Source organism: Halorubrum sp. 2020YC2 (assembly GCF_018623055.1).
Taxonomy (GTDB): Archaea; Halobacteriota; Halobacteria; order Halobacteriales; family Haloferacaceae; genus Halorubrum.
The window spans coordinates 2,407,252-2,431,728 of the sequence record NZ_CP076019.1 but is presented as its reverse complement, the minus strand read 5'-3'; the positions used below and the strand labels follow the sequence as shown (position 1 = coordinate 2,431,728).

The following is a 24,477-nucleotide window of genomic DNA, read 5'->3' as shown; positions in this document are numbered from 1 at the left end:
GGTTTAGGTGCGCGAGCGACCACCGCGATCCATGGACGACCCAGCCGCCGACCTCGCGTGGGAGACGCTCGACAGCGACATCGACTACGGCTGCCCCGGCTTCGACGTGCGCCGGGACGAGGTTCGGTTCCCGGGCGGCGAGACCGACGGGTTCCACTACGTCGACGAGCCGCCGGCGGTCGTAGTGCTCCCGCTGACGCCCGACGGCGACGTCGTGGTCATCGACGAGTGGCGACAGGCCGTCGGTCGGGTGAACCGCGGGATCCCGGCCGGAACGATGGAGCCGGACGACGGCGCGGCGGGCGACGGGGCGGACGCCGAGGACCCGACGACGGAGGCGATAGAGCGCGCCGCGGCGCGCGAACTCGCGGAGGAGACGGGCTACGAGGCCGACTCGTTCGAGCGGCTGACGACCGTGGAGCCGACGAACGGGATGGCGAACGCGGTCCACCACCACGTGCTGGCGACCGGCTGCGAGCCGACCGCGGACCGCGACTTAGACCACAACGAGTCGATCGCGGTCGAGACGGTGCCGTACGACGACCTGCTCGCCGCGGTCGTCGACGACGAACTGCGCGACGGGAGGGCCGTCACCGCGGTGCTGTGGTACGAACTGCTCCACCGGTGATCCCGGTCCGCGCGGTCCCGCCGTAGCCGCCCGCCGGCTTCCGACACGGACAACCATTTTGCTGGGCGGGCCCTACGCGAAGCAATGACAGATCCCTCCAGCGGCGACCTGACCCCGGACGGCGGGGTCCGCGACGAGTTCGACGAGGTCGACCCGGACCCCGTCTCCGACGACGCGGGCGGGTCGGAACGGGCCGGCGGGTCCCCGGGACGGGCCGTCGCGGCCGCGCTGCTCCTCGGCGTGCTCGGACCGGTGATCGCGCTGGCGAGCGGGGTCGCGGTCTTCGCGATCGACGCGGTCGTCGAGGGGGGCCTCTCCCTGACCGCGAACGTCGTCCTCACGCTGATCTTCGGCCAGTACGTCGCCTTCGGCGGGCTGGCGGTCGGCTACCTCGCGTGGCGCGGCTTCGACCGCGAGGGGATCGTCTCGTATCTCGGCGTCCGGGTGCCGAGCCTCAAGGAGGTCGGGATCGTGCTCGGCAGCTGGGTCGTAATCTTAATCCTGATCCTCGTGGTCTCGAGTATCGTCCAGCTGCTCGGCACGGAGACCGCGTCGAACCAGAGCGCGGAACTGGCGATGGGGAACCCGGCGATCATCCCGCTTTTCATCGCCGCGTCGTTCCTCGTCATCGGTCCCTGCGAGGAAATCCTCTACCGCGGTGTCGTCCAGGGGCGGCTCCGCGAGTCGCTGCCGGCGGCCCCCTCGATCCTGCTCTCGGCCGCCATCTTCGCGACCATCCACGTGATGGCCCTGACCGGCGGGCTCTCCGCCCGGCTGACGACCGTCTCCATCCTCTTCGTCCCGAGCCTCGTGTTCGGCGCGGTGTACGAGTACACCGAGAACCTCGTCGTCCCCGCGCTGCTCCACGGCCTCCACAACGCCGTGCTGTTCACCGCCCTCTACGTCACGGTGACGCAGGTGGACCCGAGCGAACTGCCGGCCGTCCTCGGGTTCCTCCCGGTCTGAGCCGCGGCCGAGTCGGCCGTCGCGCACGCCGCGGTCGGCGCGGATCAGTACAGGTCCTCTAGCTCCTCCTCGACGTGCGAGTGCTCCTCGGCGGGGAACTCGCCGCTCGTCACCGCCTCCCCGTACGCCTCGACCGCGTCGACCATCTCCCCGCGGACGTCGCCGAACTGCTCCGCGAACGGCGGCGACCACTCCCCGAGACCGACCGCGTCGTTGATCACCAGCACCTGCCCGTCGCAGTCGGGGCCCGCGCCGATGCCGATCGTCGGGATTTCGAGGGCCTCGGTCACCGCGCCCGCGAGGTTCGCCGGGACGTGCTCCAACACGAGCGCGAACGCCCCGGCGTCGGCGTGCTCGCCCGCCAGCTCGATTATCTCCTCGGCGGCGTCCTGCTCGGTCCCCTGTCTGGTGTAACCGCCGAGCCGGTTCACGTGCTGGGGGGTCAAGCCGAGGTGCGCCATCACCGGAATCCCGACCTCCGTCATGCGGCGCGTGGTCGAGACGGTGTGCGGGCCGCTCTCGATTTTCACCGCGTCCGCGTTCGCCTCCTTCAGCAGGCGGCCCGCGTTCCGCACGGACTCGGCCTCCTCGACGCCGAACGAGAGGAACGGCATGTCCGCGACGACTAAGGCGTCCTCGGTCGCGCGCGCGACCGCCGCGGTCCGGCTCGCGACCTCGTCGAACGTCACGGGGAGCGTGGAGTCGTAGCCGAGGGCGGCGTTGCCCATGCTGTCCCCGACGAGGACGACGTCGATGCCGGCCTCGTCGACGACCGCCGCTGTCGGGGCGTCGTAGGCGGTCAGCATCGTGATCGGCTCGTCGTCGTCTCGGAGTCCCCGGGTCGTGGTCATGCCTCGGAGTCACCCGCGCGACGCCGTAAAATCGTCGGGAACCGGAAAGCGAGCGCGGCGGCGCGGTCACCGCTGCGTCCGGCGCCGGCGCGACCGACCGCCGCGGCGGCGACCGCCACCGATTTGCCGCTCCGACGCGGAACTCGTCCCGTGCAACCAGTCGAGCGGGCCGAGTACGAGGGGGTCGACTACGCGTGGGTGATGCAGACGACGTTCGTCGTCACCATCCTCGTCGGCGCCCCCGCCGCGGCCCTGCTGTCGACGCTCGTGACGCTGGACTCGTGGGGCGCGCGCGCCGCGTTCGCGGTCCGGGTCGGCGCCCCCATCTGGTTCATCACCGCGGTCGCCGTCGCGCTGTACGCGAAGCGGGCCGAGGCCGGCGACGGCGGCGCGGGCAGTGACGGCGGCGGAGAGCCTGACGAGAGCGACGACGGCGCGGGCGGTGACGACGGCGTCGACGCTGACGATGGAGCTGACGCAGACGACGGCGTCGACGCTGACGACACGGACGACGAAGCGGAAAAAGGCGATTAAAGGCGGTCGACAGCGCTCCCTTCTCGGCGCGTGTTACTCGTTGAGTAGGTCCGAGACCCACGCGAACTCGACGCCGGCGCGCTCGGCGGTGACCGCGTCGCTCCGCGAGTCGCCCACGAACAGCGCGTCTTCCGGGACGGCCCCGAGCCGGTCGACCGCGGCGAGCAGCGACTCGGGGTCCGGCTTGTGGGTCTCGACGGTGTCGCGGCCGACGATGGCGTCGGAGACGAGCGCCTCGCCGAGCCTGTGCGTCTCGACCGCGATCCGGCACGCCTCCTCGCAGTTGAGCGAGCAGACGCCGGCGGGCGGGTGGGAGCGAGCGGGGTCGGCGGCCGTGCCCGACTCGCCCCCCGCGTCGCCGCCGCTCCCGGCCGCGAGCCCGTCCCCGAGCGGGAGCCGCGTGGACTCGCGGGCGCCGGTCCGCTCGTGGTCCGCGATGGCCGCCTCGACCTCCGGCCGGATCCCGTACTCGTCGGCCGCGCCGAGCAGGTCCCACAGCTCCTCGGTCGGCGGGATGAGCGCGCGCTCGGCGTACACGTCGAGGACCGCGTCCGCGACGGCGTCCCAGTCGACCGCGAGCCGGACGAGCGTGCCGTCGAGGTCGTAGACGACCGCGTCGTAGTCGACGGGGCGAGGGGGGCCGCCGTCGCTCACTCGCCGAACACCCCCCGGGCGATGATCGTCTTCTGGACCTCGGTCGTCCCCTCGTATATCTCCGTGATCTTCGCGTCGCGGTAGAACCGCTCGACGTCGAACTCGGTCGTGTAGCCGTAGCCGCCGTGGATCTGGACCGCCTCGTTCGTCACGGACATGGCGGCCTCGCTGGCGCGGTACTTCGCCCTCGAGGCGGCGACGCGGTAGTCCTCGCCCGCCTCCGCCTGCCGGCACGCCTCGCGGACGAGCAGCCGCGCGGCCGACACGTCGGTCGACATCTCCGCGATCTTGTGCCGGATCGTCTGGATGTCAGCGATCGGCCGGTCGAACTGCTCGCGCTCCTCGGCGTACGACTCCGCCTCGTCGAGCGCGGCCTGCGCGACCCCGACCGCCTGCGCCGCGATGCCGATCCGGCCCTCGGTGAGCGTCCGGAAGGCCGCGGAGAGCCCCTTCCCCTCCTCTGTGAGCCGGTTCTCCGCCGGGACCCGACAGCCGTCGAAGGTGATCCCGGTCGTGTCCGAGGCGCGCAGCCCGAGCTTCTCCTCCTTCTTGCCGACCTCGAACCCGTCCGTGTCGGCCGGGACGAGGAACTGGGTGATCGCGTCGTCGGCGTCGTCAGAGTCGGCGTCGTCCCCGCGCGCGGCCTTCGCGAAGACGATAGCCACCCCGCCCCGCTGCCCGTTCGTGATCCACTGCTTTTCGCCGTTCAGGACGTACTCGTCCGCTTCGGGGTCGTACGTCGCGGTCGTCGACATCTGGGCGGGGTTCGACCCCGCCTGCGGCTCGGAGAGGCAGAACATCCCGACCGGCCGGCCGGTCTCCGCCATCTCCGGGAGCCACGCCTCGCGCTGGGCCTCACTGCCGAACTCCGCGAGACAGGAGGTCGCGAGGCAGTGGACCGACAGCGCGGTCGCGACCGCGAGCGACCCGTGGGCCAGCGCCTCGTTGACGACCGCGTAGGTCGTCTCGTCGGCGCCGAACCCGCCGTACTCCTCGGGGACGGTCAGCCCGGTCAGGCCCAGCTCCGCCAGCCCGTCCCACACCCCCTCCGGGAACGTCTCCGTCTCGTCCGCCGCCGCGGCCGTCGGTCGGACCTCCTCGGCCGCGAACTCGCGGACGAGGTCGCGGACCGCCACCTGCTCGTCGGTGAGCGCCGAGCCGACGCGTGCTCCGGTCATGTCACCGCCTTCGGTCCCTCACCGAAAAAGGTGAGCGATCGCCGGGGTCGCCTCGGCCGACCGATCCCGACCGGCGCCGACGCGCCCTACGCCCCCGCGTCGCGCGCCTCCCAGAGGGGGTACAGCTCGTCTCGGGGCGGCTCAGTCAGGGGCTCTCCGTCGATTCGAACGGTGCCCGCCGCCTCGCCCCCCTCGGCGGCCTCGACGACGCCGATCTCCGCCCCCTCGATCCCGGCCGCGTCGAGCGCGCCGAGCGCGTCGTCGACCCGGTCCGGCGGGACAGCCGCCAGCAGCGCGCCCGAGCCGAACGCCGCGAGGGGGTCGACGCCGAGCGCGTCACAGCAGGCGCGGGTCTCGGGCCGGACCGGGACCGCGTCGCGCTCGACGGCGAGGGCGGCCCCGCTCGCGGACGCGGTCTCGACGAGCGCGGTCGCCACGCCGCCCTCGGTCGGGTCGTGGAGCGCGGTCGCGGCGTCGCGGACCGCGGCCGCGTCGGGCACGACGCTCACCTCGTCGAGGAACCCGGCGGCGGCGTCGAGCGTCGCGGCCGGGACGCCCGCCTCCCGGCACTCCTCGCGGAAGTCGGTCGCGAGGATCGCGGTCGCCTCGATCGCCGCCCCCTTGGTGAGCAGGAGCCGGTCGCCCGGCTCGGCGCCGCCGCTCGACGCGAAGCGGTCCGTCGTTCCCATGGCGGTCATCGCACAGAGCGGGCGGTCGAGGGCGTCGAGCACCTCGGTGTGCCCGCCGACGACCGCGCAGCCGAGGTCGCGCGCGGTCGCGTCGACCTGCTCGACGACGGTCCGGAGGCGGTCGGGGTCGTCGTCGGGCAAAAAGAGCGTGTGCGTGAGCCACCGCGGGTCGGCGCCGCTCGCGGCGACGTCGTTGCAGGCGACGTGGACCGCTAACGTTCCGACCGACTCCGCGGCCAGCGACAGGGGGTCGGCCGCGACGACGAGCGTCTCCCCCGCGCCGGCGAGATCGATCGCGGCCGCGTCCTCGCCGTAGGCCGGTCCCTGCGTCACGGCGTCGTCGGCCGCGCCGGTCGCCGCGAGCGCCGCCGCGAGCGCGTCGGGACCCAGTTTTCCGGTCATCGCTCGCGGAGCCACGCCGCGACGTCCTCGGGGTCGGCGTCGAGGCCGCCGCCCTGCGCGAACGTCGGGCCGCCGCCGCCCCCGCCGCCGAACTCGTCGGTGACCGCGCCCACGACCTCCCCCGCGCCGATTTCGGTGTCGCCTACGTCGCCGCTGGCCGCGTCGCCGACCGCGACCACGACGAACGGGGCGTCGCCGGTCCCGACCGCGGCGAGGGCGTCGAGGTCGCCGTCGGCCTCGATCGCCGCCGTCGCCGGCTCTCGGAGGTCGTTCGGGTCGGCGTCGTCGACGGCGCCGATCGCCCAGCGCGCGCCGCCGACCTCGGCGGTCGGGAACTCGCGCAGGCGGGCGGCGAGCAGTTCCCCGCGGGCGTCCCGCAGGTCCGCCTCCAGCCGGTCGGCCTCCTCGCGGAGCCGAGAGACGGCGTCCGGGAGGTCACCGACGCGCGCGTCGAGCGTCGTCGCGGCGTCGAGCGCGGCCGCGTGGACCGCGCCGAACTCGTCTATCGCCGTCGGGCCGACCGCGAACTCGACGCGGGTCTCGCCCTCGCCGGGGTTCGACCGGTCCAGCACCGCGATCGGGCCGATCTCCGCGGTGTTCTCGACGTGAGTCCCGCCGCAGGCGGCGACGTCCCACGGGTCGGCGTCCGGGTCCGCCGCCGGGTCGCCTCCGGCGTCCGCGCCGCCGCCGACCGTCACGACGCGGACCGCGCCGCCGCGCATCGCGCCCTCCTCGGTCTTGGTGTTGAACGCGATGCCGTCGATATCGCGGGCCTCGTCGGCCGAGTGGGTCGCCCACGAGACGGGCAGCGAGTCCCAGACGGCGCGGTTGGCGAGTCGCTCTAGCTCGATCAGGTCCTCGTCGTCCAGCGGCTCGGCGGTCGTCAGGTCGACGCGGACCTTCGTTTCGGAGATGTCGAAGCCGGCATAGCCGAGGTCGTCCGCGATCCGGCGCGCGGCCCCGTACAGCACGTGCGAGGCGGTGTGCGCCCGGGCGCAGTAGGTGCGGAAGGCGTCGTCGATGAGCCCCGTGACCTCGTCGCCGGACGCGAGGTCGACCGCCGCATCGGGGTCGAGGACGTGGACGACCGCCCCGTCTCGTTCGACCACGTCGTCGACGAGGTGGCCGTCGAGGGTGCCCCTGTCGGCCGGTTGGCCGCCGGACTCGGGGTAGAAGTACGTCTCGTCGAGGACGACCTCGCGGCCGTCGACGCGGTCGACCGTCGCTTCGAACTCCCGGACCGTCGGCTCGGCCGGCGCGCGTGAAGCGGTCATTGCCGGGTCGTAGGCGCGGTCGGGTAAATAGATGGCCGCCGAGGAACTGCTTATAAATGAACGAGGCGATGCGGTCGGCGCGCCCCGGTGAGCGGCCCGGAGGGCCGCGAACCGCCGGTGCGAGGGAGTCAGTCGCCGGAGCGAAGCGGAGGCGACTGACGAGGCTGGGGAGGCGTGAGGCGCGGTGCTGTGCGGGGCGGGACTCGAAGGGGCAGCCGTGAGGCGGGCGCAGGCGATGCGAGCACCGCAGCGAGCAACGCGAGCGAGGAGCGCGGCGAGCGTGCGCCCGCCTCACGGCTGGGGCTTCGGCAGTATGCGTCGACGATCCGTCTGCGACGATTGATAAACGAGCGGCTGGGGCTCCGGTGGCGTCCCTCGTGGAGTCGTTTCTCATTTATAAATAATCGCCGGCAAACCGCTCTCACTCGTATCGATCACACTCCGACTGTTTCGCTCGCTGAGAGTTACGACCGGATCATTTTTTTATGATATCCAAGCGTGTGCGGGAACGAATGCCACACCGAAGAGGGGAACCGACACGCGACTGGGAGGGCGAGACTCCGTGAACCACGTCTTCTGGGCGCTGCTCGCGATGGGGTGTTACTCGTTCGCGTTCCTGTTCATGAAGGTCGCGCTCCGAGATCTCCCGACGTTCACCGTGATGCCGATCGCGGTCGGCACGCTGGCCCTGATCGCGACGACCGTCGCGGTCCTGTTCGGGAAGTGGTCGGTGCCGTCGCTGGCGAGCCGCCCCGTCGGGTTCGCGCTCGCGGCGGGGGTCTGTCTCGCCGGCGCCGTCGTCGGTTACTTCCGCGCGCTCGCGACCGGCCCGGTCAGCGTCGTCGTCCCCATCTTCGGGATGTTCCTCGTCGGCGGGGCGCTGCTCGGCATCGTCGTGCTAGGCGAGGGCGTCACGGCGAGGAAGGGGCTCGGCGTCGCGCTCGGAGCGGTCGCGGTCGTCCTCATCGCGACGTGACCGACTCCGGGTGGCGGGGATCGGCGCCAACTAAAAGATCGAGACGCGGACCGCGCTCAGCCTTCGAGTTCGAACGCGACCTCGACTTCCGCCTGATACTCGCGCTCGGCGTCCCCCTGAAGTTCGACCCCGAACTCCTCGACCTCCGCCCAGTACACGTTGTCGAGGGTGTCTTCCGCCCGGTCGAGGGCGTCGTCGGTCGCGGCGTCGAAGCTCTCCTCGCTCGTCCCGATCAGCGTTATCTTCTTGAACACCATGTCGCGTGCTGGTAGGGAACACGGGGGGATAAAAATACGCGTCCGCGGGGGGCGCGGGCGGGAACGGGACCTCGCGGAGCGGGGTCGCGGGGACCGCGACCCCGATCGCCCCGAACGCGCCGCATCTCCGGGGCCCGTTCCCCGGCTCACGGGCTACGCGTCCGCGGTTGTGCGACCGATGACCGTCTCCATCCGCAGCTCGTAGAGGGCGAACGCGACGTTCTCGACCGCCTCGTCGAAGAGACGGAACGGCTGAAACCACTCGTTGAGCGTCGCCTCGTCGACGGTCCGCTCCCACCGCCGGACCGGCCCGCGGACGTGGACGCTCCACGACTCGTCCGCCGACGCCTCGTAGCACACGAACGTGGCGGTGTCGGTCGTCTCGAGGAACCGCCCCTTCTCGCCGTCGCCGTCGTGTCCGCTCACGCGGAGCAGGAGGCGGTCGCCGTCGTAGTGGTAGCTCAGCGGGACGGCGTACGCGTCGTCGGCGTTCGCTAACCCCAAGACGCCGTGTTCGCCGCCCCGGAGGCGGCTATCGACCTCGGATTCGGACATGCCGCTGGTGTAGACGTACTCGACGTGCTCCATGGGGACCGTACGCGGCGGGGCCGCAAGTGACCTCCTCCTCGCCGTAAACGGCGAGGCTTCCCACGGCACTACACCGCTGGGTTGGGATATTTGCTGGTTCACGGCCTGTCGGCATGACAGGCCGATGGCGGGGCCACACCGCCGTTACTCCTATCCCGGCAGGGGACTCGGAGTTATCTTGACCGAGACACCACAGCGGTTCGAGAGTGTGTCTCGAACGTTCTGGGCCTCGGAGTCCCGATATTGTGCATTTGAGTGGGCGGTGTGACCGCCTCGGTGTACGTCATGCTACGATACACTATTAGTTAAATATCCGTATTGTTGCTGAACGTAGGTTGTGGAGGCGTTGTCGGATTCACGCCCGCCGTGAACGGCGGGATTCTCTCCTCGAAGAAAGATAGCCACTCGACGTGAGGGCCGGCGGAGAACGCTCCCGGCCGCCAGCCCGCCGGTAGTCGAGGCGGGCGCAGAGAACCGTCACCGCGGGGGAGGTCAGGGACTGCCGCGCGCGCCTTCCATCACCGCGAAGTCCTCGCCGTCGCGGTCGATGCCGATGACCGCCCAGTCGTAGGGCGGTTTCGCGTCGACGAGCCGCTCTTGGAGGTCGGCCGCGCGGTCGCGCCACGTGACGAAACACCGGAGCCGCGGCGCGTCGCCGCCGTCCGCGAGATACGAGTCGAGGTCGTCGTCGTCCAGACACAGCACCGTCACGAACACGCGCCGCCACTTGCGTTCCGCGACGAACTCTCGTCCGCCGTCGGAGACGGTGTATCCCAGTTCGCGGAAGACGTCTCTGGCCTCGGTCGTCGGGGGGATGCTCGCGGTGGCCATCTACCTCGGAGTTCGGCACCATCCGTGATAAACTTTCTCACGATTCCGGCCGCGGAGAATCGGACGCACCGCCCGGAACGGGCGGGAGAACCGCGAACGCGGCTTACTCGTGGGCCGCGTCCCACTCGTCCGGCTTCCGGAGGTTGCCGCACCCGGTACACTGGATCCGGCCCATCGTGTCCATCGCGGTGTCGAACGAGTCGCAGTTGCCACAGCGGAACCCCCAGCGGGACTCGCCCGCCTCGTCCTCGAACACGAGGTAGAAGGGGCCGTCCGCGCCGCGCTCGGTGCGCGACCGGTCGGTGTACACCTGCTCCCCGCTCGGCGTCGTCGACGCTTCCAGACTCATGGGACCCCGTACCCTCCGGAGCGACTTAAGCGGCGGACTCGCGCGACGGCGAGAAAACAGGAACTCGAACGGTGACTCGCTACGTTCGGAACGACTCGCCGCAGCCGCACTCGGAGACGACGTTCGGGTTCTCGACCTCGAAGCCGGCCGCCTGCAGCCCGTGCTCGTAGTCGAGCGTGCTGCCGCCGATGTAGTTCTTGCTCGCGGGGTCGACGAACACGCGGAGCCCGTGGTGTTCCACGACGAGGTCGTCGTCCTCCGGTTCGGTGTCGAAGCGCATCCCGTACGACAGTCCCGCGCAGCCGCCCTGCTGGACGAACAGCCGCAGTCCGGCGATGTCGGTGTCGAGCCCCTCGCCGTCGAGGAGCGAGAGCGCCTCCTCCGCGGCGTCCGGGGTCACCTCGATCGCCGGGTCGCTCCCCTCGGTCCCGGTGTCGGCCGGTTCGGTACTCATGCGAACGCGTTCGACACGGACACTCAAAACCCTGCCGGCGGAGGGCGGACCGGTGTTGCCGTCGACGGTTACGTTCGTCGTCCCCTTCGGCCGATCGGTCCCGCCGACGGTTCCGCCGCCGCGGCCGGGACGCGTCTCGTCGCCCTAGTCGGGCGTCGTTCCGAGAGGGCCGATGACATCGGTCAGGTCGTGGAGGCTCTCGATCTCGTGGGTCGGGTCCACGTCGAGGTCGCGGGCCGCGTTGTGCTCGCGCCTGAGAAACGCGCTGTCGAGTCCGGCGCGCTCGGCGGCGAGCACGTCCGTCGCGCGGTCCCCGACGTAGACGCCGCCCGTCGCGTCCAGCGCGTCGAGCGCCTCGTTCAGGTAGTGCGGGTCCGGCTTCCGGCGCCGGAACCCCTCGGGACCGAGGTCACGGCCGCGGACGAACGCGAACGCGTCGAGCCGGAAGTGGTCGACGACGAACTCGACGGTCGGGTGGTAGTTGTTGCTCACGAGCCCGACGGGGACGCGCTCCGCGAGCTCGCCGACCGCGTCGACGTCGGGGCAGAGCCGTCTCGTCCCGGCCGCGAGCCGGGCCACGGAGCGCTTCGCGCTGCGCTCCTCGCGGGCCCGGAACAGGTCCGCGGGGTCGACGCCGAGCTCCTCGCAGGCGCCTCGGAAGTCGTCGTCGTACGCGTGCGTCTCCAGCGGGCGCCGGAGGTCTCCGGTCACCCGCAGGTCCCGTTCCTCGAGCACGTCGTCGAGCGCGCGGCTGTGAACGGCGTCGTCGGTCCCCCAGCCGTCGAGGACCACGCCGTCCATGTCGAAGAGCACGACTCCGTCAGTCGGTCGGTCGGTCCGGTCGTCTGCGTCGTGAATCGTTGTCATGTGTGGCTCCGTTCCGTCGTCGGGTCGCGGGTCGCTCCGCCGCTCGGCCGCCATCAGCGCACCTTCCGTCGGGCGTACGCCGACACGCCTTCGCTGACGAGCACGACGCCGAGGATGGCGACGAGGAGCGCCGACACCGTCCGCCACGCGAACGAGTCGATCGCCTCGAACAGCTGGACGCCGATCCCGCCGGCCCCGACGAAGCCGAGGATCGTCGCCGCCCGCACGTTGATGTCCCAGCGGTACACGCTGAGCCCGACCAGCGCCGGCTTGATCTGCGGGACGATCCCGTAGATCAGCAGCTGAGCGGGGCTCGCGCCGGTCGCGCGCACTCCTTCCACCTGTCCGAAGTCGATCTCCTCGATCTCCTCGCCGAGGAGCTTCGCGAGGAACCCGATCGACCGGACGGCGGTCGCGACGGTCCCCGCGAGCGCGCCCGGCCCGAACATCACGACGAACAGCAGCGCCCAGACGATCGTGTGGACCGACCGCGAGACGGTGACGATAAGCTTCCCGAGCGCGTACGTAGCCCGGTTCGGCGTCGTGTTCTCGGCGGTGATGTACGCGACCGGGGCCGCCATCGCCACCGCCGCAATCGTCCCGACGACGGCTATCTGTATCGTCTCGGCGAGCGGGCCGACCGCGTTCGGCAGGTACCCCCAGTCCGGCGGGACCATCCGTCCGAAGAGGTCGCCGACCTGCGCCGGCGCGGAGGTCACGTACTGGAGGCTCATGTCGAGCCACTCCCACGAAGCGACAACGACGGCGACGGCGACGAGCGCACCACCGATCCGGAAGAGCCGCTCTCTCGCGTCGAACCGGCTCCACTCGCGCGTGGCGCCCGCCATCACTGGACCCTCCGTCTGACGACGGCGCTCACGAACTCGGCGACGAGGACCACGGCGATGATCGCAACGAGGATCGCCGCCACGTAGTCGTACTCGTACCGTTGGTAGGCTCGCTGGAGGAGGACGCCGATCCCGCCGGCGCCGACGATCCCGACGATCGTCGACGACCGGATGTTGATGTCCCACCGGTACACGGCGAGCCCGGCGAACCGCGGAACGACCTGCGGGATGACCCCGTAGACGAGGCTCTGGAACCGAGAGGCGCCGGTCGCCCGGACTGCCTCGACACCTCCCATGTCGATGTCCTCTAAGTCCTCGGCGAACAGCTTCGAGAAGAAGCCTATCGTTTTGAAGCTGATCGCGACGATCCCCGCGAGCGGGCCGAACCCGAGCGCGATGACGGCGATGATCGCGACGATCAGCCCGTCGATGGCGCGCGTGGCGCTGATGATACCGCGACTGAGGTAGTAGGTCGGCTTCGGCGAGATGTTCTCGGCCGCCCCGAACGCCACCGGGAGGCTGATCGCGATCCCGGCGACGGTCGCGACCATCGCCATCGCGATCGTCTCGATCATGCGGTCAAACAGCCTGAGCGTGTATTCGCTGCCGGTCTCGGGTGGCAGCATCGAGTCGATCAGCTCGTAGCCGTACCCGATTCCGGAGAGGAAGCGGCCGGGCGTGATCCGCAGGCTCGCGACCGACCACGCGATCAGCGCGAGGACGGCCCCGTACACCGCCCACTTCGTGTACCGGTTCCGGAACGCGGTCGGGCGCCGCCACGTCCGCCGGTCGGCCGCGCCCGTCGACCCCGCCGGCGAGGACGACTCGGTCGCCACAGGTCAGTCCTCCGCGGGCAGGCGGTCGGAACCGGCGTCCTGCCCGTTCCGCGCGCTCGACTCGTCGTCCGGACCCGACAGCCAGTCCGGGTCCGTCGCGGCCGACTCCGGCGGCTCCTCCCCCCGGTAGATGACGCCCTTCGACTCGTCGGAGAGGTCGCTCGCCGGCCCGTCAAAGACGAGCTCGCCGGCGTGGAGCCCGAGGATTCGGTCCGCGTACGCCTCCGCGAGGTCGACCTCGTGGATGTTGATCAGTACGGGCACGTCGCGGTCCTCGGCGATGTCGGTGAGCAGCTCCATCACGTCGCGGGAGGTCTCGGGGTCGAGGCTCGAGGTCGGCTCGTCGGCCAGCAGGATCTTCGGCTCCTGGACGACCGCCCTCGCGATGCCGACGCGCTGGCGCTGCCCGCCGGAGAGCTCGTCGACCCGCTTGTCCTCCATGCCGTCGAGCCCGACGAGCTCCAGCAGCTCGTAGGCCCGCTCGACGTCCTCCGGCGGGAAGTTCCGTCGGAGCGCGGCCCAGTTCGAGACGTAGCCGAGCCGACCGGAGAGCACGTTCTCCATCACGGTGAGCCGCTCGACGAGGTTGTACTCCTGGAACACCATGCCGATGTTCCGGCGCGCGTCCCGCAGCCCGTCGTCGTCCAGCGCGGTCAGCTCCGTGTCGTCGAGGCGGACGCTCCCCGTCGTCGGCTCGACCAAGCGGTTGATACATCGGACGAACGTGCTCTTTCCGGCCCCGCTCGGGCCGATCATCGCCACGACCTCGCGGCCGTCGATCCGCACGGAGATGTCGCTGAGCGCTTCGTCGCCGGTCTGGTACGTCTTTCCGAGGTTCTCCGTTTCGAGCATCGTTACAGGTTCCCGCTCTCGTACTCGACGCCGTTGTACCGCTGGATGATCAGGATGTCGTTGAAGACGTTCTTGTAGTCGATTTCGACGTACTCGGCCTCACCGGTGTTTTCGGCGTACTCGGTGTCCGTCCAGTCGGTCCCGATGGTCGCCTCCTTGATCCCTTCGACGATGTCCGGGTGGAGGTCGTATCGGTGGACCATCGGACCCGGCGGGAACGGGTTGCTCGCCCAGACCACCTTGAAATCGTCGTAGTCGATGTCCTCTGTCGACCCGATGAGGTCATCGACGCAGGTGCTACAGATCGGTCCGGCATCGTAGTCGCCGGCCGCGATGCCGCGGGCGGTCTGGTCGTGGCCGCCCGAGAACTCCCTCTCGTAGTCCTCTCCGGCCGTCACGTCGAAGGACTGGTCGAAAAGCGCCGACGGCGCCTGGTTACCGGAGTTCGACGCCGGCTCAGAGTGCGTGACTGTGATATCGTCACGCGCGAAGTCGTTGACGGACTGGATGTCGTCCTCGTCGTCGCGGGTGATCGCCAGCAGCCGGTAGCCGAACTGTCCGGAGGGACTTATCGGGACCGCGAACGGAACGACGCCGCCGAGGTTGACCCCGAAGGCGGACGTTCCGGTCGAGATGTCGCCCAGATGTCCGCGCCCCGCCCGGAACGACTCGACCGTCGCCGCGTTGGAGTCGACGGGCTGCCACTCGACCGTCCGGCCCGTCGTCTCCTCAAGCCGGTCCAGCAGCGGCTGGATGGTATCCTGGTACTGCGTCTGGCCGGACTCGCCGGGCTTGTCCACGAAAATGAGTGGGTCGGGGTCGACCCACTCGCTCTCGTCGTCGGGCAGCTCCCGTGGCGGGCTGCCGTGAGCTATCTCCTCGACGTCCTGATTCCGCATGTTCTCCAGGTCCGTCTGGCTCCCCTGGAAGTAGTCGTTCTCCGAGACCGCCGTCATCAGGTAGTTGTTCTCCTCCCAGTTGGGCTCGGCGGGATCGAACTCCGAGGCGTTCGTGAGCATCGGGTCGCTCGATCCGCCGTCGCCGCCGTCGCCGCCGTCCTCGCTACCCGAATCGAGGCCCGCCCCGGCCTCGCCGTCGCCGCTCCCGCCGGAACAGCCCGCCAGACCGGCTATCCCGACCGCCCCGCCGGCCAGGATGAACTTACGCCGCGAACTCGACTCCCACCGTTGGCCGCTTTCTTTCACCATTACGAATTGAAAACGCCTTTTCGAGGGAAAGAAGCCTGCTATGAGCCGAATATAGACGATTGTATCGACACGTTCCGAACCCGAGCGGACCGGTGTGGTTCTGACCGCTACGGACGACGGTGAGCCGTATGATCCGTTATATATTCACCGACGAGTCCGGGCGGAACCGCGGCGTCGCCGGTGGGTCGGGGGATCCGATCCTACTCGAACCGCTTTCGGACGCTCTCGGCGTGGGCCTCTAACCCCTCGGCCTCCGCGAGCGACGTGACCGTCTCCGAGAGGTTCGCAAGCGCGTCGCGGTCGAGCCGCTGGACCGTCGACGACCGGAGGAAGGTGTCCACGGAGAGCCCGCCGTACCGCTTCGCGCCGCCGTTCGTCGGCAGCACGTGGTTCGTCCCGGCCGCGTAGTCACCGGCCGCGACTGGGGAGTACGGGCCGAGGAAGACGGAGCCGGCGTTCGTGATCCGGTCTAAGAGCGCCTCGTCGTCGTCGGCCACGATCGAGAGGTGCTCGGCCGCGTACTCCTCCGCGAACAGCACGGCCTCCGGCATCGAGCGCGCGTGGAGGACGCCGGACGCCTCGTTGTCGAGCGCGGCCCGGATCGTCTCCTCGCGCTCGCGCTCGGCCGCCTGCGCCTCGACCGCCTCGGCCACGGCGTCCGCGAGGTCGGCGTCGTCGGTGACCGCGACGACGGAGGCGTTCGGGTCGTGTTCGGCCTGCGCGACCAGATCCGCTGCGACCAACTCGGGGTCCGCGGTCCCGTCCGCGAGGACGAGCACCTCGCTCGGGCCGGCGAGGAAGTCGATCTCCACGTCGCCCTGTACGATCGACTTGGCGGCGGTGACCCACTTGTTGCCCGGGCCGACGACCTTCTGGATCCGCGTCACCGTCTCCGTCCCGTACGCGAGCGCGGCGATGGCCTGCGCGCCGCCGACCTGATACACCGCGTCGGCGCCAGCCTCGTGGATCGCCGCGAGGGTGACCGGGTTCAGCTCCTCGGCCGGCGGGGTCGCGACCGCGACGTGGTCGACGCCGGCGACGACCGCGGGGACGATCCCCATCAGCGCGCTGGAGGGGTACGCGGCCGCGCCGCCGGGCACGTACACCCCGACGCGGTCGATGGGGCGGAAGCGGCGGCCCAGCTCGCGGCCGCCGAAGTCGTCGCGCCAGTCCTCGGGGCGCTGCCGCTCGTGGAACTCGCGCACGTTCGCGGCCGCCTCCCGCACCGCGTCGAGGACCGGGTCGTCCGCGTCGGCCAGTTCGTCGTGTGCCCGCGCCGCGTCGTCCGTCACGTCGACGTTGCCGACGGCGACCCCATCGAACTCCTCCGCGAACTCGCGGACCGCGACGTCGCCCTCCTCGCGGACCCGCTCGACGATGCCCCGCACGTCCTCGCGGACCCCCTCGACGCCGGCATCGCGCTCGAAGAGGGCGCGCCGCTCGGCCGGCGAGAGGTCAGCGACGGTTCGTACGTCCATACGAGTACACGGGGGCGGCGGGGCAAGGGCGTTCCGACTCGGCCGGCGCGCGTCGGTCGGTGGACTCGGCCGAACCGCGCCGCTCGGTCGACGACGGCGATGACCGGGCGGCCCCGGCCGCGCCCGACTCACTCCAGCGGGCGGATCCCGGTGGCGTCGAGAACCGCGAGGACGAAGAGGGCGACCAGCAGCGCCGCCGCCATGAAGAAGACGGGGGCCGACACCGCGACGGCGACCCCGTATGGCGCCACCAGTCGCGTCGTGCCGCGGATCAGGAAGGAGACGAACACGAGTCCGAACGCGCCGACGGCGAGGGCGACGAACCGGGAGCGGTCCATCCGGGCTCAGTCCGTCTGCGGGACGCCGGCGCTGTGCGGGTCGTGCCCGTGGCGCTCGCGACCGGGGTCGAAGTCGGTACACATGTCGTAGAACACCGCTTCCGGGTCCCGGTTCCACTGCCACTTCCAGCGGGTGCGGACGAGCAGCGATATTTTCCGGGTGAAGGACAGTTCCGGGGTGGTCGAGACGGTGTCGTAGCCCCGGTTGCGGATGAGGCGGTGGTGGTCGACGTACAGCACCGCGGCGAGCAGCACCGCGAGCTGGCAGTCCTCGGGGAGGTACTTGATGCCCGCGACGCCTTCCTCGTAGAGACGCTCGGTGCGGGTCATCTCCTCGCGGACCGCGGCCGCGACGTCCTCGTCGAACTCCAAGTCGAGGATCTGCTCCTCGCTCACCCCGTGGCGGCGGAGCGTCTCCAGCGGGAGGTAGATCCGGTCGCGCTCGACGACGTCCTCGCGGACGTCCCGGAGGAAGTTCGTCATCTGGAACGCCTCGCCCAGCTTCGTGGCGTGCGGGAGGGCCCTTGCCTCCGCCTCGGGGTCGAGGTCCATGATCGCCGTCATCATCCGCCCGACGGCGGCCGCGGAGCCGTCCATGTACGTCTCGAGGTCCGCGTACGTCTCGTACCGGTCGGTGTCGATGTCGCTCGCCATCGCGTCCACGAACGAGTGGACGTCCTCGTCGGGGATGCCGTTTCGCTCGACCACCTCCGCGAACGCCTCCAACACGGGGTCGTCGGTCGGCTCCTCGCCCAGCGCGGCCGCCCGGAGTCGGTCGAGTTCGGCCCGCTGCTCGGCCGGCGGTGCGGTGTCCGCGGCGTCGACGACCTCGTCTGCGGTCCGGAAGAACCCGTACAACACGTACGTCGGATGGCGGATCCGCTTCGGCAGCAGCCGGGTGGCGACGTGGAACGTCTTCCCGGTGCGGCGCTGGATCCGCTTGCTCCGGGCAACCTGGTTTTGCTCTACCATGCTGACCTCGGAGGGTCGGCAAGGAGGGTCACGTACGGGTCGCCCATCATAGCTGAAAAATCGGTCTCCAAGAACATAACAGTTCGCACGACACAGTTCGGTCCGCGGCCGCGTCGGGCAATTCCGGCGACCGGCCCGGGCCGCGAGCGGTCCCGTCGGGTCAGTAGAACGTGTCGCTACAGTCGTAAACGACGCCGTGAGCCGGGCAGACGTACTTACAGTGCCGGTGGTACATCGGCGTCTCACAGACCGGACAGGGCCGACCGCCGTCCTCCGCGGTTCCGTCGCTCACGGCCGGGGTACGGACTCGAGGATCAAAACGCTGTCTCCCGCTCGCGCCGCGGACCCTAACTAGTCAGTCGTCCGTGTGGGGGCGACGCTTCAGTCGTCCGTGTGGGGGCGACGCTTCAGTCGTCTGTGCGGGGGCGACGCTTCAGTCGTCCGTGTGGGGGCGACGCTTCAGTCGTCGTCGGCCAGTCGGTCGTACACGGACCGGGCGACCGACTCCTCACCGAAGGGGAGCGTCAACACGCCCTCCCAGTCGGAACCGGTGAGCGAGTCGACCGTCTCCCGGTCGAGTTCGACGCGCCGGACCTCAGTCCCGTCGAGCGACATCGACACGACGAACGCGGTCGGGTCGTCGGTCGCGCCGGCCTCGTCGAGGCGCTCGCGGAAGGACTCGACGCCCGCGTCGGTGAGCACGACCTGAACGAGGTACTCGCCGTCCTGCGAGAAGACGCCCTTGACGCGGTCGAGGTCGCTCGCGTCGAACAGGCGCGACTCGGTTCCGTCGTCGCCGGTCACGCGGGCGACGAACGGCGCGTCGGGGTCGACGGCGGCCGACGACGGGCGGGAGTCGTCCTCGTCGGCGGCGGCGTCCCCCGCCGGTCCGGGACCGTCGCCGCCGACGCCTTCGAGCGCCTCGCCGTCCGTCACCTGCGCCGCGCCCGCGAAGCCGACGGCGCCGACCGCGCAGGCCGCGCCGAGACCGCCGAGCACGCCCCGCCGAGAGATGTCCATACCCCGCGGTTCCGGCGAGCGGTAAAAAGGGTTACACGCCGGTTGTCGCGCGTGATAATCGATTGTCGGGGGCTACTCGGAGCCGAACGCGACCCCGTCGCGGGTCGCCGTCTCGCCGAACAGCCAGTCCGCGTGGTCGACGGCGTACTCGCGGTGCTCCTCGGTGATGTAGCCGAGCGCGTCCTCGACGACGACCGGGCGGTAGTCGCGGAGCCCCGCGCTCCCCGCGGTGTGGAGGACGCAGACGTTCGCGAGCGTCCCGCAGATCAGGAGGTCAGAGATTCCGTGCGCGTCGAGGTACCCCTCCAAGTCGGTGTTGTAGAAGGCGTCGTAGGTGTGCTTCTCGACGACGTGGTCGCCGTCGCGCACGTCGAGGTCGTCGACGAGTTCGGCGTCCCACGACCCCTCGACGACGTGCTCGCCCCACCGGTCGAACTCATCGTAGTAGTGGGTGTCCTCGAACTGGTCGGGCGGGTGGACGTCGCGAGTGTAGACGACGGACGCGCCGGCGTCGCGGGCGCGGTCGACGAGCGCCGTCACCGGGTCGACCGCCGCCTCGCTCGGCCCGGCGTAGAGGCTCCCCTCCGGGTGACAGAAGCCGTTTTGCATGTCGACGACGACCACCGCTGTCTCGGCCGGATCGAACGGCATGCCGAGGCGTTGGAGCGCGCTCCTCAAAAAGCGTCGTCCGATCCTCGGCCACGCCGACCGGGTCGGGTCCGCGAGGGGCGGGCCGTACCGAAAAATCCGCCGGCCGCGGCGCCGAAGGAACCGACAGACTACTTACCGGGGCGGCCGATGCGATCCGTATGCGACGGGCTCTCACCCTCTCGACCGCGGCCGCCGCCGTCGCCGCGGTCGCCGTCCTGTGTGTCGCGTTCACCGCCGGCGCCGCCGCCGCGCCGGCCGCCGCGCCGGCCGCCGGCGTCGGTCCCGCCGCGTCGGACGCCGCCGCTCCCGCCGAGGCGGTCGGCGGCGGCCCGGCGCCGCCGGGGGGCGTTCCCTCCGCGTCCGCCGCCGAGTGCGGTCCCGGGGACGGTACCGACCTGGTGGGCTGCTGGAACGGGACCCACTACGAGGAGTCGGTCGACTTCGAGTCGACGGACGGGCTCAACGAGACGCAGTTGGCGGCGCTGACCGACCTGACGATGGCGCGCGTCGAGCATGTCCGGCAGCGCCCGTTCAAGGAGGACGTGCCGGTCGAGACCGTCTCGCGGAGCGAGTACGCCAACGACACCGCGAGCGGGGACAACGGCTCCGAGGCGTTCCGGCGCTGGAACGACCAGGTGTGGGAGGCGCTGTTCGTCGTCGGGGAGGGGACGGACGCCAACGGCGAGATCGACTCGGTGTTCGGCGGCGCGGTCTCCGGCTTCTACTCGCCGGCCGAAGACCGGATCGTCATCGTCGTGCCGGACGGCGAGTCCCCGGACATCGATCCCTCGACGCTCGCGCACGAGCTGCTCCACGCGATGCAAGACCAGTACCACGACCTCACCGACCCGCGCTACCTCGGCGTCACGCAGGACGGCGACCTCGCGGTCGACGGGATCGTCGAGGGGGAGGCGGTCCACGTCGAGGAGCGGTACGCCGCCCGCTGCGCGGACAACTGGACCTGCGCCGAGGCGTCCGAGGGCGGCGGGGGTGGGGGCGGCGGCTCCGCCGGGATCAACCTCGGCATCCTCCAGACCGTCCTCCAGCCGTACGGCGACGGCGCGCTGTACGTCCGCGAGCTCGTCGACGAGGGCGGGTGGGCGGCCGTCAACGAGACGATGAACGACCCGCCCGCGTCGACGGCGGAGGTCATCCACCGGAACCCCGACTACGAGGAGGGCACCGTCAGCTTCGAGGACGCCGCGACCGGCGGGTGGGAGACCTACGCGGACCAGGGGGTCGAGGGCGCGGAGACCGCGGGCGAGGCGTCGATGTTCGTGATGTTCTGGTACCAGAGCTTCGAGTACCGGTACCCCGTCTTGGAGCCGGGAGCGAGCGTCCGGGAGAACGTCCAGATCCACCTCGACGCGGAGCCCGAACTCCAGACGCGACGCGCCTACAACTACGAGCACCCCGTGACGGACGGGTGGGCGGGCGACGAGCTGTACCCCTACCGGAACGGCGACCGCGACGGGTACGTCTGGGCGACCGAGTGGCAGACCGAGGCGGACGCCGCGGCGTTCCGCGACGCCTACGTCCGGATGCTGACGGCCCACGGCGACCGCGAGTACGATGACGGGAGCGTGTACGCGATCGACGACGGCGACGACGCCGACTTCCCCGGCGCGTACGGCGTCGAGCGCGACGGGACGAGCGTGACGGTGACCCACGCGCCCTCGCCGGAGGGCGTCCTCGAACTCCGCCCGGACGCTGACCTCGCGCTGCCGGACGCGGACGGGACCGACGGGAGCGGCGGCGACGGGAGCGACACGGACGGAGACGACGGCGACGGAAACGGCACGAACGGGGACGACGCCAGCGGTGAGAACGGGAGCGACGACGAGGGCAACGACAGTAACACCGATGCCAGCACGCCCGGATTCGGCGTCGCGGCGGCGCTCGTCGCCCTCGTCGTCGCGCTCGCGCTCTTCGCGCGACGCTCGGCGTAGTCCGGCGCTCCCCGGTTCGGAGCGGCGGCGGAGAGAGCGGACAGGAGGAGCGGCGCGACGCGGGATCAGCGCGGGAGCGGCGCGACACGGGTGGCTTTTCGTCCCCGCGGCCGAACGGTCGACCATGAGCGAGTTCGACATCGTCGACGCGGCCGCGGTCCGAGAGGGGCGCGCGACCGACGCGTACTTCGAGCGGACCGAGGCCGCGCTGGAGGCGGCGGGCCGGAACCCCCGCGTGGTGGCGGAGGTGACCGCGGACCAGTTCCCGGACAGGGAGTTCGAGCTGTTCGCCGGCCTCGGCAACGCCGTCGAACTGCTCGCCGGCCGCGACGTCGACGTGGACGCGGTCCCGGAGGGGCGGCTGTTCGACGGCGGGCCCGTGATGCGGATCGAGGGCCCGTACCTCGCGTTCGCACGGCTGGAGACCTCCCTCCTCGGCTTCCTCTCGCACGCGTCCGGGATGGCGACGGCGGCGCTCGACTGCCGGGTCGCCGCGCCGGACGCGTCGGTGCTCTCCTTCGGCGCGCGCCACGTCCACCCCGCGATGACGGCGGCGGTCGAGCGCTCGGCGCTCGTGGGCGGCTTCGACGGCTTCTCGCACGTCGCCGCCGGCGAGGTGATCGGTCGCGAGGCGTCCGGGACGATGCCGCACGCGCTCGCCATCTGCTTCGGCCGCGGCGAACAGGAGGCCGCTTGGCGCGCCTACGACGAGGGCGTCCCGGCGGACGCGCCGCGGATCGCGCTGTGTGACACCTACTCCGACGAGGTCGACGAGGTGCTCCGCGCGGTCGAGACGCTGGGCGACGACCTCGACGGCGTCCGCCTCGACACGACCGGCTCCCGGCGCGGCGACTTCCGGCACATCGTCCGCGAGGTGCAGTGGGAGCTCGACGCGCGCGGTCGCGGGGACGTGGACGTGTACGTCTCCGGCGGGCTCGGGCCCGCCGACCTCCGCGAACTCCGCGACGTCGTCGACGGGTTCGGCGTGGGCGGCCACGTCTCCAACGCGGACCCCGTCGACTTCGCGCTCGACCTCGTCGCCGTCGACGGCGACCCGGCGGCCAAGCGGGGGAAGCTCTCGGGCGCGAAGGAGGTGTACCGCACCGCGGACGGCGCCCACGCGGTCGGGCTGGCGGCCCGCTCGGGACCCGATGGCGCGGAGCCGCTCATGGAACCCGTGGTCCGGGACGGCGAGGTCGTCGACGGCGACGCCTTCGACCTGTCGGCGGCGACGGAGCGGGCGCTCGCGGACGCGGAGGCGGTAGGGTACGGGGCGGAGTAGCGGTCCGGAACGGCGGTCGGCTACGGGACCGGCGCGCGGAACGGAGAAGCGGTGCGGGTCGACTGCGGCGCGGTCGCTACAGCTCCTCGACGGCGCCGCCGTCGGCGCGCTCTCGGAACACCTGGCCCTCGATGAGCGTCACCATCGTGTCCTCCTCCTGCCAGGCGGTGGGCGAGAGCTTCGCCTTCCGGCAGGCGCGCGAGAGGAACTCGGCGCCGGACCAGCCGTTCTCGACGGGGACGGTCGGGTAGAGCCAGCCGTGGGCGTTGCCGCTGTCGACGGCGACGCCGTGGGTGCCGACGTCGAGGTCGGCGAGGGGGTCGTTCGTGAGGAGGGTGTTCGAGACGACGAAGACGGAGACGGTGATGTTGTCCAGCTCCTTCGGCTCCACCTCGGAGCCGCAGGAGTCGTCCGAGGCCGCCTTGATGGCGGCCTCGACGATGGCGTGGCCGAGCTGGTCCGAAGTTTCCCACGCGCCGGCGCAGCCGCGGAGGCGGCCGCGTCCGCGGGTCGACTGGAGGCGAACGAAGGCGCCGGTGCGGGCGTAGAACGCCTCGCGCATGCTTCCGGGTTGTTCGCGTTGTCCGTGTTGGACGAACGACTCGACCGCCTCCCGCGCGAGTTCGACCGCTCGTGCACCGTCGTCGTACGACAGCTGAACGGTCTGAGCCTCGGACATGAGAGTCTATTACGTTGCTGACGACTTGAACGCTTCCCTTGTGGCACCGTTCTCGCGGGGTTCGCGGCGTCTGCCGAACGAGCCGCCCGACCGAACCGCTTAATTCGCCGGCCGGCAAAGCTTCGACCGGACAGAGGGAGCCCGACTCCCGTGCCTCTGGCATGAGGAAAGTCCCCCCACCGGCCGGACAGGCGACCGGGCACACGCCCGGAGTCGGAGACGGCTGGCTCTGGAACAGCAACGACACCCCCCGCCCCGACCCGTGATTCGTGCGAACCGACCCACAAGGGAAGGGAGTTAACCCGATGAGGATCGACGGGCGGGAACGGATGGAACGGCGAATCCTCGCCGGTGCAAGTCCGCGCCACAAGGTAGTCCGGCCGCGGCGCGGACGCTCAGCCGAATGTCGGGACGAACCGAAGGGGGCTTACTCCCCTCAGTCCGCTCGCAACGACCAGCGGCGCGACTCTCCCGCGATTACTTATAAAGGAACGAGCCGGTGGCGCGTGCCTGAGAGGCCGCCCCGCGGCCGAGCCGCGAGGGACCGAAGGTCCCTCTGGAAGCCGGCGCGAAGCGCCGGCGACAGCACGCGCGAGGGAGTCGACGGTCCGGAGCGAAGCGGAGGACCGTCGACGAGGTTGGGGAGGCGTGAGGTGCGGTCGGTGTGCGTTCCCGAGAGCGTGGCGAGCGGGAGCACGGAAGTCGCAGCCCGCGCAGCGAAGCGAGCAGGAACGTCTTCCGGAGGGGCGGGACTCGAAGGGGCAGTCGCGAGGGCGGCGCAGGCGACGTAAGCACCGCAGGAGCGAGCAACGCGAGCGACGAGGAGCGCAACAAGCGTGCGCCGGCCTCGCGACTGGGGCTTCGGC

The 24,477-nt window shown here is 71.0% G+C and carries 28 protein-coding genes and 1 other RNA gene; 7 read left to right on the top strand and 22 right to left on the bottom strand.

Features of this window, described 5'->3' with window-relative positions; all coding sequences use genetic code 11:
* The first annotated feature begins 31 nt into the window (after positions 1–31).
* Together KI388_RS12200 and KI388_RS12195 are read left to right on the top strand one after the other, a co-directional pair.
* Positions 32–628 (top strand): NUDIX hydrolase, encoded by a 597-nt coding sequence (locus KI388_RS12200; RefSeq protein WP_215086886.1) that lies wholly within the window; start codon positions 32–34, stop codon positions 626–628.
* Between the two features lie 84 nt (positions 629–712).
* Positions 713–1,594, top strand: a complete 882-nt coding sequence (locus KI388_RS12195) for a type II CAAX endopeptidase family protein (RefSeq protein ID WP_215086885.1) — start codon at positions 713–715, stop codon at positions 1,592–1,594.
* A gap of 44 nt (positions 1,595–1,638) precedes the next feature.
* Here KI388_RS12195 and panB read toward each other — a convergent pair whose 3' ends face one another.
* Positions 1,639–2,445 carry a 3-methyl-2-oxobutanoate hydroxymethyltransferase gene (panB, locus tag KI388_RS12190; protein WP_215086884.1) on the bottom strand — a complete coding sequence of 269 codons (807 nt, stop codon included), beginning with the start codon at positions 2,443–2,445 and terminating at the stop codon, positions 1,639–1,641.
* Positions 2,446–2,595: 150 nt separating this feature from the next.
* On the opposite strand from panB, the gene KI388_RS12185 reads away from it, so the two are divergent.
* The gene (locus tag KI388_RS12185; RefSeq protein WP_215086883.1) at positions 2,596–2,979 is read left to right on the top strand and encodes a DUF5822 domain-containing protein; all 384 of its coding nucleotides are present in this window, start codon (positions 2,596–2,598) and stop codon (positions 2,977–2,979) included.
* 33 nt (positions 2,980–3,012) lie between these two features.
* Here the strand turns inward: KI388_RS12185 and KI388_RS12180 are convergent, their stop codons facing one another.
* The 4 genes from KI388_RS12180 to KI388_RS12165 form a co-directional block, all read right to left on the bottom strand.
* The gene (locus tag KI388_RS12180; protein ID WP_251133152.1) at positions 3,013–3,633 is read right to left on the bottom strand and encodes an HAD-IA family hydrolase; all 621 of its coding nucleotides are present in this window, start codon (positions 3,631–3,633) and stop codon (positions 3,013–3,015) included.
* Positions 3,630–4,811, bottom strand: coding sequence for an acyl-CoA dehydrogenase family protein (locus KI388_RS12175; protein WP_215086882.1), 1,182 nt, complete (start codon positions 4,809–4,811; stop codon positions 3,630–3,632). The genes KI388_RS12180 and KI388_RS12175 overlap by 4 nt, the downstream gene beginning before the upstream one ends.
* Before the next feature lie 86 nt (positions 4,812–4,897).
* Positions 4,898–5,902: an AIR synthase family protein gene (locus tag KI388_RS12170; protein WP_215086881.1), complete on the bottom strand. Its 1,005-nt coding sequence runs from the start codon at positions 5,900–5,902 to the stop codon at positions 4,898–4,900.
* Positions 5,899–7,176, bottom strand: coding sequence for an alanine--tRNA ligase-related protein (locus KI388_RS12165; RefSeq protein WP_215086880.1), 1,278 nt, complete (start codon positions 7,174–7,176; stop codon positions 5,899–5,901). The genes KI388_RS12170 and KI388_RS12165 overlap by 4 nt, the downstream gene beginning before the upstream one ends.
* A gap of 562 nt (positions 7,177–7,738) precedes the next feature.
* Between KI388_RS12165 and KI388_RS12160 the strand changes: the two genes are divergently transcribed.
* Positions 7,739–8,152, top strand: a complete 414-nt coding sequence (locus KI388_RS12160; protein WP_215086879.1) for an EamA family transporter — start codon at positions 7,739–7,741, stop codon at positions 8,150–8,152.
* A gap of 56 nt (positions 8,153–8,208) precedes the next feature.
* Here the strand turns inward: KI388_RS12160 and KI388_RS12155 are convergent, their stop codons facing one another.
* From KI388_RS12155 to KI388_RS12085, 16 genes are all read right to left on the bottom strand, one after another.
* Positions 8,209–8,409, bottom strand: a complete 201-nt coding sequence (locus tag KI388_RS12155; protein ID WP_215086878.1) for a dodecin — start codon at positions 8,407–8,409, stop codon at positions 8,209–8,211.
* Between the two features lie 153 nt (positions 8,410–8,562).
* Positions 8,563–8,997 (bottom strand): pyridoxamine 5'-phosphate oxidase family protein, encoded by a 435-nt coding sequence (locus KI388_RS12150; protein WP_215086877.1) that lies wholly within the window; start codon positions 8,995–8,997, stop codon positions 8,563–8,565.
* 492 nt (positions 8,998–9,489) lie between these two features.
* Entirely contained in the window at positions 9,490–9,828 is a 339-nt protein-coding gene (locus KI388_RS12145) for a hypothetical protein (protein ID WP_215086876.1), read from the bottom strand.
* 103 nt (positions 9,829–9,931) lie between these two features.
* Positions 9,932–10,177, bottom strand: coding sequence for a DUF5816 domain-containing protein (locus tag KI388_RS12140; RefSeq protein WP_215086875.1), 246 nt, complete (start codon positions 10,175–10,177; stop codon positions 9,932–9,934).
* 79 nt (positions 10,178–10,256) lie between these two features.
* Positions 10,257–10,631 carry an iron-sulfur cluster assembly accessory protein gene (locus KI388_RS12135; protein ID WP_215086874.1) on the bottom strand — a complete coding sequence of 125 codons (375 nt, stop codon included), beginning with the start codon at positions 10,629–10,631 and terminating at the stop codon, positions 10,257–10,259.
* A 144-nt stretch (positions 10,632–10,775) separates the two neighbouring features.
* Positions 10,776–11,498, bottom strand: a complete 723-nt coding sequence (locus KI388_RS12130) for an HAD-IA family hydrolase (RefSeq protein WP_215086873.1) — start codon at positions 11,496–11,498, stop codon at positions 10,776–10,778.
* A 53-nt stretch (positions 11,499–11,551) separates the two neighbouring features.
* Positions 11,552–12,346, bottom strand: coding sequence for a phosphonate ABC transporter, permease protein PhnE (phnE, locus tag KI388_RS12125; protein WP_215086872.1), 795 nt, complete (start codon positions 12,344–12,346; stop codon positions 11,552–11,554).
* Entirely contained in the window at positions 12,346–13,182 is an 837-nt protein-coding gene (phnE, locus tag KI388_RS12120; RefSeq protein ID WP_215086871.1) for a phosphonate ABC transporter, permease protein PhnE, read from the bottom strand. Before phnE (KI388_RS12120) ends, phnE (KI388_RS12125) begins: the two co-directional genes overlap by 1 nt.
* 3 nt (positions 13,183–13,185) lie before the next feature.
* On the bottom strand, positions 13,186–14,034 hold the full coding sequence (gene phnC, locus KI388_RS12115) for a phosphonate ABC transporter ATP-binding protein (protein ID WP_215086870.1): 849 nt from the start codon (positions 14,032–14,034) through the stop codon (positions 13,186–13,188).
* A gap of 2 nt (positions 14,035–14,036) precedes the next feature.
* Complete coding sequence (gene phnD, locus KI388_RS12110) at positions 14,037–15,242, bottom strand: phosphate/phosphite/phosphonate ABC transporter substrate-binding protein (protein ID WP_215086869.1); 1,206 nt, start codon at positions 15,240–15,242, stop codon at positions 14,037–14,039.
* Positions 15,243–15,442: 200 nt separating this feature from the next.
* Positions 15,443–16,720, bottom strand: coding sequence for a histidinol dehydrogenase (hisD, locus tag KI388_RS12105; protein ID WP_215086868.1), 1,278 nt, complete (start codon positions 16,718–16,720; stop codon positions 15,443–15,445).
* Between the two features lie 128 nt (positions 16,721–16,848).
* Complete coding sequence (locus KI388_RS12100) at positions 16,849–17,058, bottom strand: hypothetical protein (RefSeq protein ID WP_215086867.1); 210 nt, start codon at positions 17,056–17,058, stop codon at positions 16,849–16,851.
* Between the two features lie 6 nt (positions 17,059–17,064).
* Complete coding sequence (locus tag KI388_RS12095; protein ID WP_215086866.1) at positions 17,065–18,030, bottom strand: phytoene/squalene synthase family protein; 966 nt, start codon at positions 18,028–18,030, stop codon at positions 17,065–17,067.
* Positions 18,031–18,190: 160 nt separating this feature from the next.
* Complete coding sequence (locus tag KI388_RS15515) at positions 18,191–18,322, bottom strand: HVO_2523 family zinc finger protein (protein ID WP_256441495.1); 132 nt, start codon at positions 18,320–18,322, stop codon at positions 18,191–18,193.
* A 167-nt stretch (positions 18,323–18,489) separates the two neighbouring features.
* Positions 18,490–19,050: a hypothetical protein gene (locus KI388_RS12090; RefSeq protein WP_215086865.1), complete on the bottom strand. Its 561-nt coding sequence runs from the start codon at positions 19,048–19,050 to the stop codon at positions 18,490–18,492.
* Positions 19,051–19,122: 72 nt separating this feature from the next.
* A complete protein-coding gene (locus KI388_RS12085; protein ID WP_215086864.1) occupies positions 19,123–19,701 on the bottom strand; it encodes an isochorismatase family cysteine hydrolase in 579 nt (192 codons plus the stop codon).
* Positions 19,702–19,859: 158 nt separating this feature from the next.
* Between KI388_RS12085 and KI388_RS12080 the strand changes: the two genes are divergently transcribed.
* Both KI388_RS12080 and KI388_RS12075 read left to right on the top strand, forming a co-directional pair.
* Positions 19,860–21,650, top strand: a complete 1,791-nt coding sequence (locus KI388_RS12080; RefSeq protein ID WP_215086863.1) for an Hvo_1808 family surface protein — start codon at positions 19,860–19,862, stop codon at positions 21,648–21,650.
* A 124-nt stretch (positions 21,651–21,774) separates the two neighbouring features.
* Entirely contained in the window at positions 21,775–22,932 is a 1,158-nt protein-coding gene (locus KI388_RS12075) for a nicotinate phosphoribosyltransferase (RefSeq protein ID WP_215086862.1), read from the top strand.
* A gap of 76 nt (positions 22,933–23,008) precedes the next feature.
* Here KI388_RS12075 and KI388_RS12070 read toward each other — a convergent pair whose 3' ends face one another.
* On the bottom strand, positions 23,009–23,611 hold the full coding sequence (locus tag KI388_RS12070) for a TIGR00296 family protein (RefSeq protein ID WP_215086861.1): 603 nt from the start codon (positions 23,609–23,611) through the stop codon (positions 23,009–23,011).
* A 129-nt stretch (positions 23,612–23,740) separates the two neighbouring features.
* Here KI388_RS12070 and rnpB point away from each other — a divergent pair.
* Positions 23,741–24,053: RNase P RNA component (gene rnpB / locus KI388_RS12065), an RNA gene on the top strand.
* Positions 24,054–24,477: the final 424 nt, after the last annotated feature.

Excerpts from the sequence above, each read along its gene's own strand:
- KI388_RS12200 (WP_215086886.1), top strand. The coding sequence starts at position 32 with ATGGACGACCCAGCCGCCGACCTCGCGTGGGAGACGCTCGACAGCGAC.
- KI388_RS12195 (WP_215086885.1), top strand. The coding sequence starts at position 713 with ATGACAGATCCCTCCAGCGGCGACCTGACCCCGGACGGCGGGGTCCGC.
- panB (WP_215086884.1), bottom strand. The coding sequence starts at position 2,445 with ATGACCACGACCCGGGGACTCCGAGACGACGACGAGCCGATCACGATG.
- KI388_RS12175 (WP_215086882.1), bottom strand. The coding sequence starts at position 4,811 with ATGACCGGAGCACGCGTCGGCTCGGCGCTCACCGACGAGCAGGTGGCG.
- KI388_RS12170 (WP_215086881.1), bottom strand. The coding sequence starts at position 5,902 with ATGACCGGAAAACTGGGTCCCGACGCGCTCGCGGCGGCGCTCGCGGCG.
- KI388_RS12165 (WP_215086880.1), bottom strand. The coding sequence starts at position 7,176 with ATGACCGCTTCACGCGCGCCGGCCGAGCCGACGGTCCGGGAGTTCGAA.
- KI388_RS12155 (WP_215086878.1), bottom strand. The coding sequence starts at position 8,409 with ATGGTGTTCAAGAAGATAACGCTGATCGGGACGAGCGAGGAGAGCTTC.
- KI388_RS12150 (WP_215086877.1), bottom strand. The coding sequence starts at position 8,997 with ATGGAGCACGTCGAGTACGTCTACACCAGCGGCATGTCCGAATCCGAG.
- KI388_RS12145 (WP_215086876.1), bottom strand. The coding sequence starts at position 9,828 with ATGGCCACCGCGAGCATCCCCCCGACGACCGAGGCCAGAGACGTCTTC.
- KI388_RS12140 (WP_215086875.1), bottom strand. The coding sequence starts at position 10,177 with ATGAGTCTGGAAGCGTCGACGACGCCGAGCGGGGAGCAGGTGTACACC.
- KI388_RS12135 (WP_215086874.1), bottom strand. The coding sequence starts at position 10,631 with ATGAGTACCGAACCGGCCGACACCGGGACCGAGGGGAGCGACCCGGCG.
- KI388_RS12130 (WP_215086873.1), bottom strand. The coding sequence starts at position 11,498 with ATGACAACGATTCACGACGCAGACGACCGGACCGACCGACCGACTGAC.
- phnE (WP_215086872.1), bottom strand. The coding sequence starts at position 12,346 with ATGGCGGGCGCCACGCGCGAGTGGAGCCGGTTCGACGCGAGAGAGCGG.
- phnC (WP_215086870.1), bottom strand. The coding sequence starts at position 14,034 with ATGCTCGAAACGGAGAACCTCGGAAAGACGTACCAGACCGGCGACGAA.
- phnD (WP_215086869.1), bottom strand. The coding sequence starts at position 15,242 with ATGGTGAAAGAAAGCGGCCAACGGTGGGAGTCGAGTTCGCGGCGTAAG.
- hisD (WP_215086868.1), bottom strand. The coding sequence starts at position 16,720 with ATGGACGTACGAACCGTCGCTGACCTCTCGCCGGCCGAGCGGCGCGCC.
- KI388_RS12100 (WP_215086867.1), bottom strand. The coding sequence starts at position 17,058 with ATGGACCGCTCCCGGTTCGTCGCCCTCGCCGTCGGCGCGTTCGGACTC.
- KI388_RS12095 (WP_215086866.1), bottom strand. The coding sequence starts at position 18,030 with ATGGTAGAGCAAAACCAGGTTGCCCGGAGCAAGCGGATCCAGCGCCGC.
- KI388_RS12090 (WP_215086865.1), bottom strand. The coding sequence starts at position 19,050 with ATGGACATCTCTCGGCGGGGCGTGCTCGGCGGTCTCGGCGCGGCCTGC.
- KI388_RS12085 (WP_215086864.1), bottom strand. The coding sequence starts at position 19,701 with ATGCCGTTCGATCCGGCCGAGACAGCGGTGGTCGTCGTCGACATGCAA.
- KI388_RS12080 (WP_215086863.1), top strand. The coding sequence starts at position 19,860 with ATGCGACGGGCTCTCACCCTCTCGACCGCGGCCGCCGCCGTCGCCGCG.
- KI388_RS12075 (WP_215086862.1), top strand. The coding sequence starts at position 21,775 with ATGAGCGAGTTCGACATCGTCGACGCGGCCGCGGTCCGAGAGGGGCGC.
- KI388_RS12070 (WP_215086861.1), bottom strand. The coding sequence starts at position 23,611 with ATGTCCGAGGCTCAGACCGTTCAGCTGTCGTACGACGACGGTGCACGA.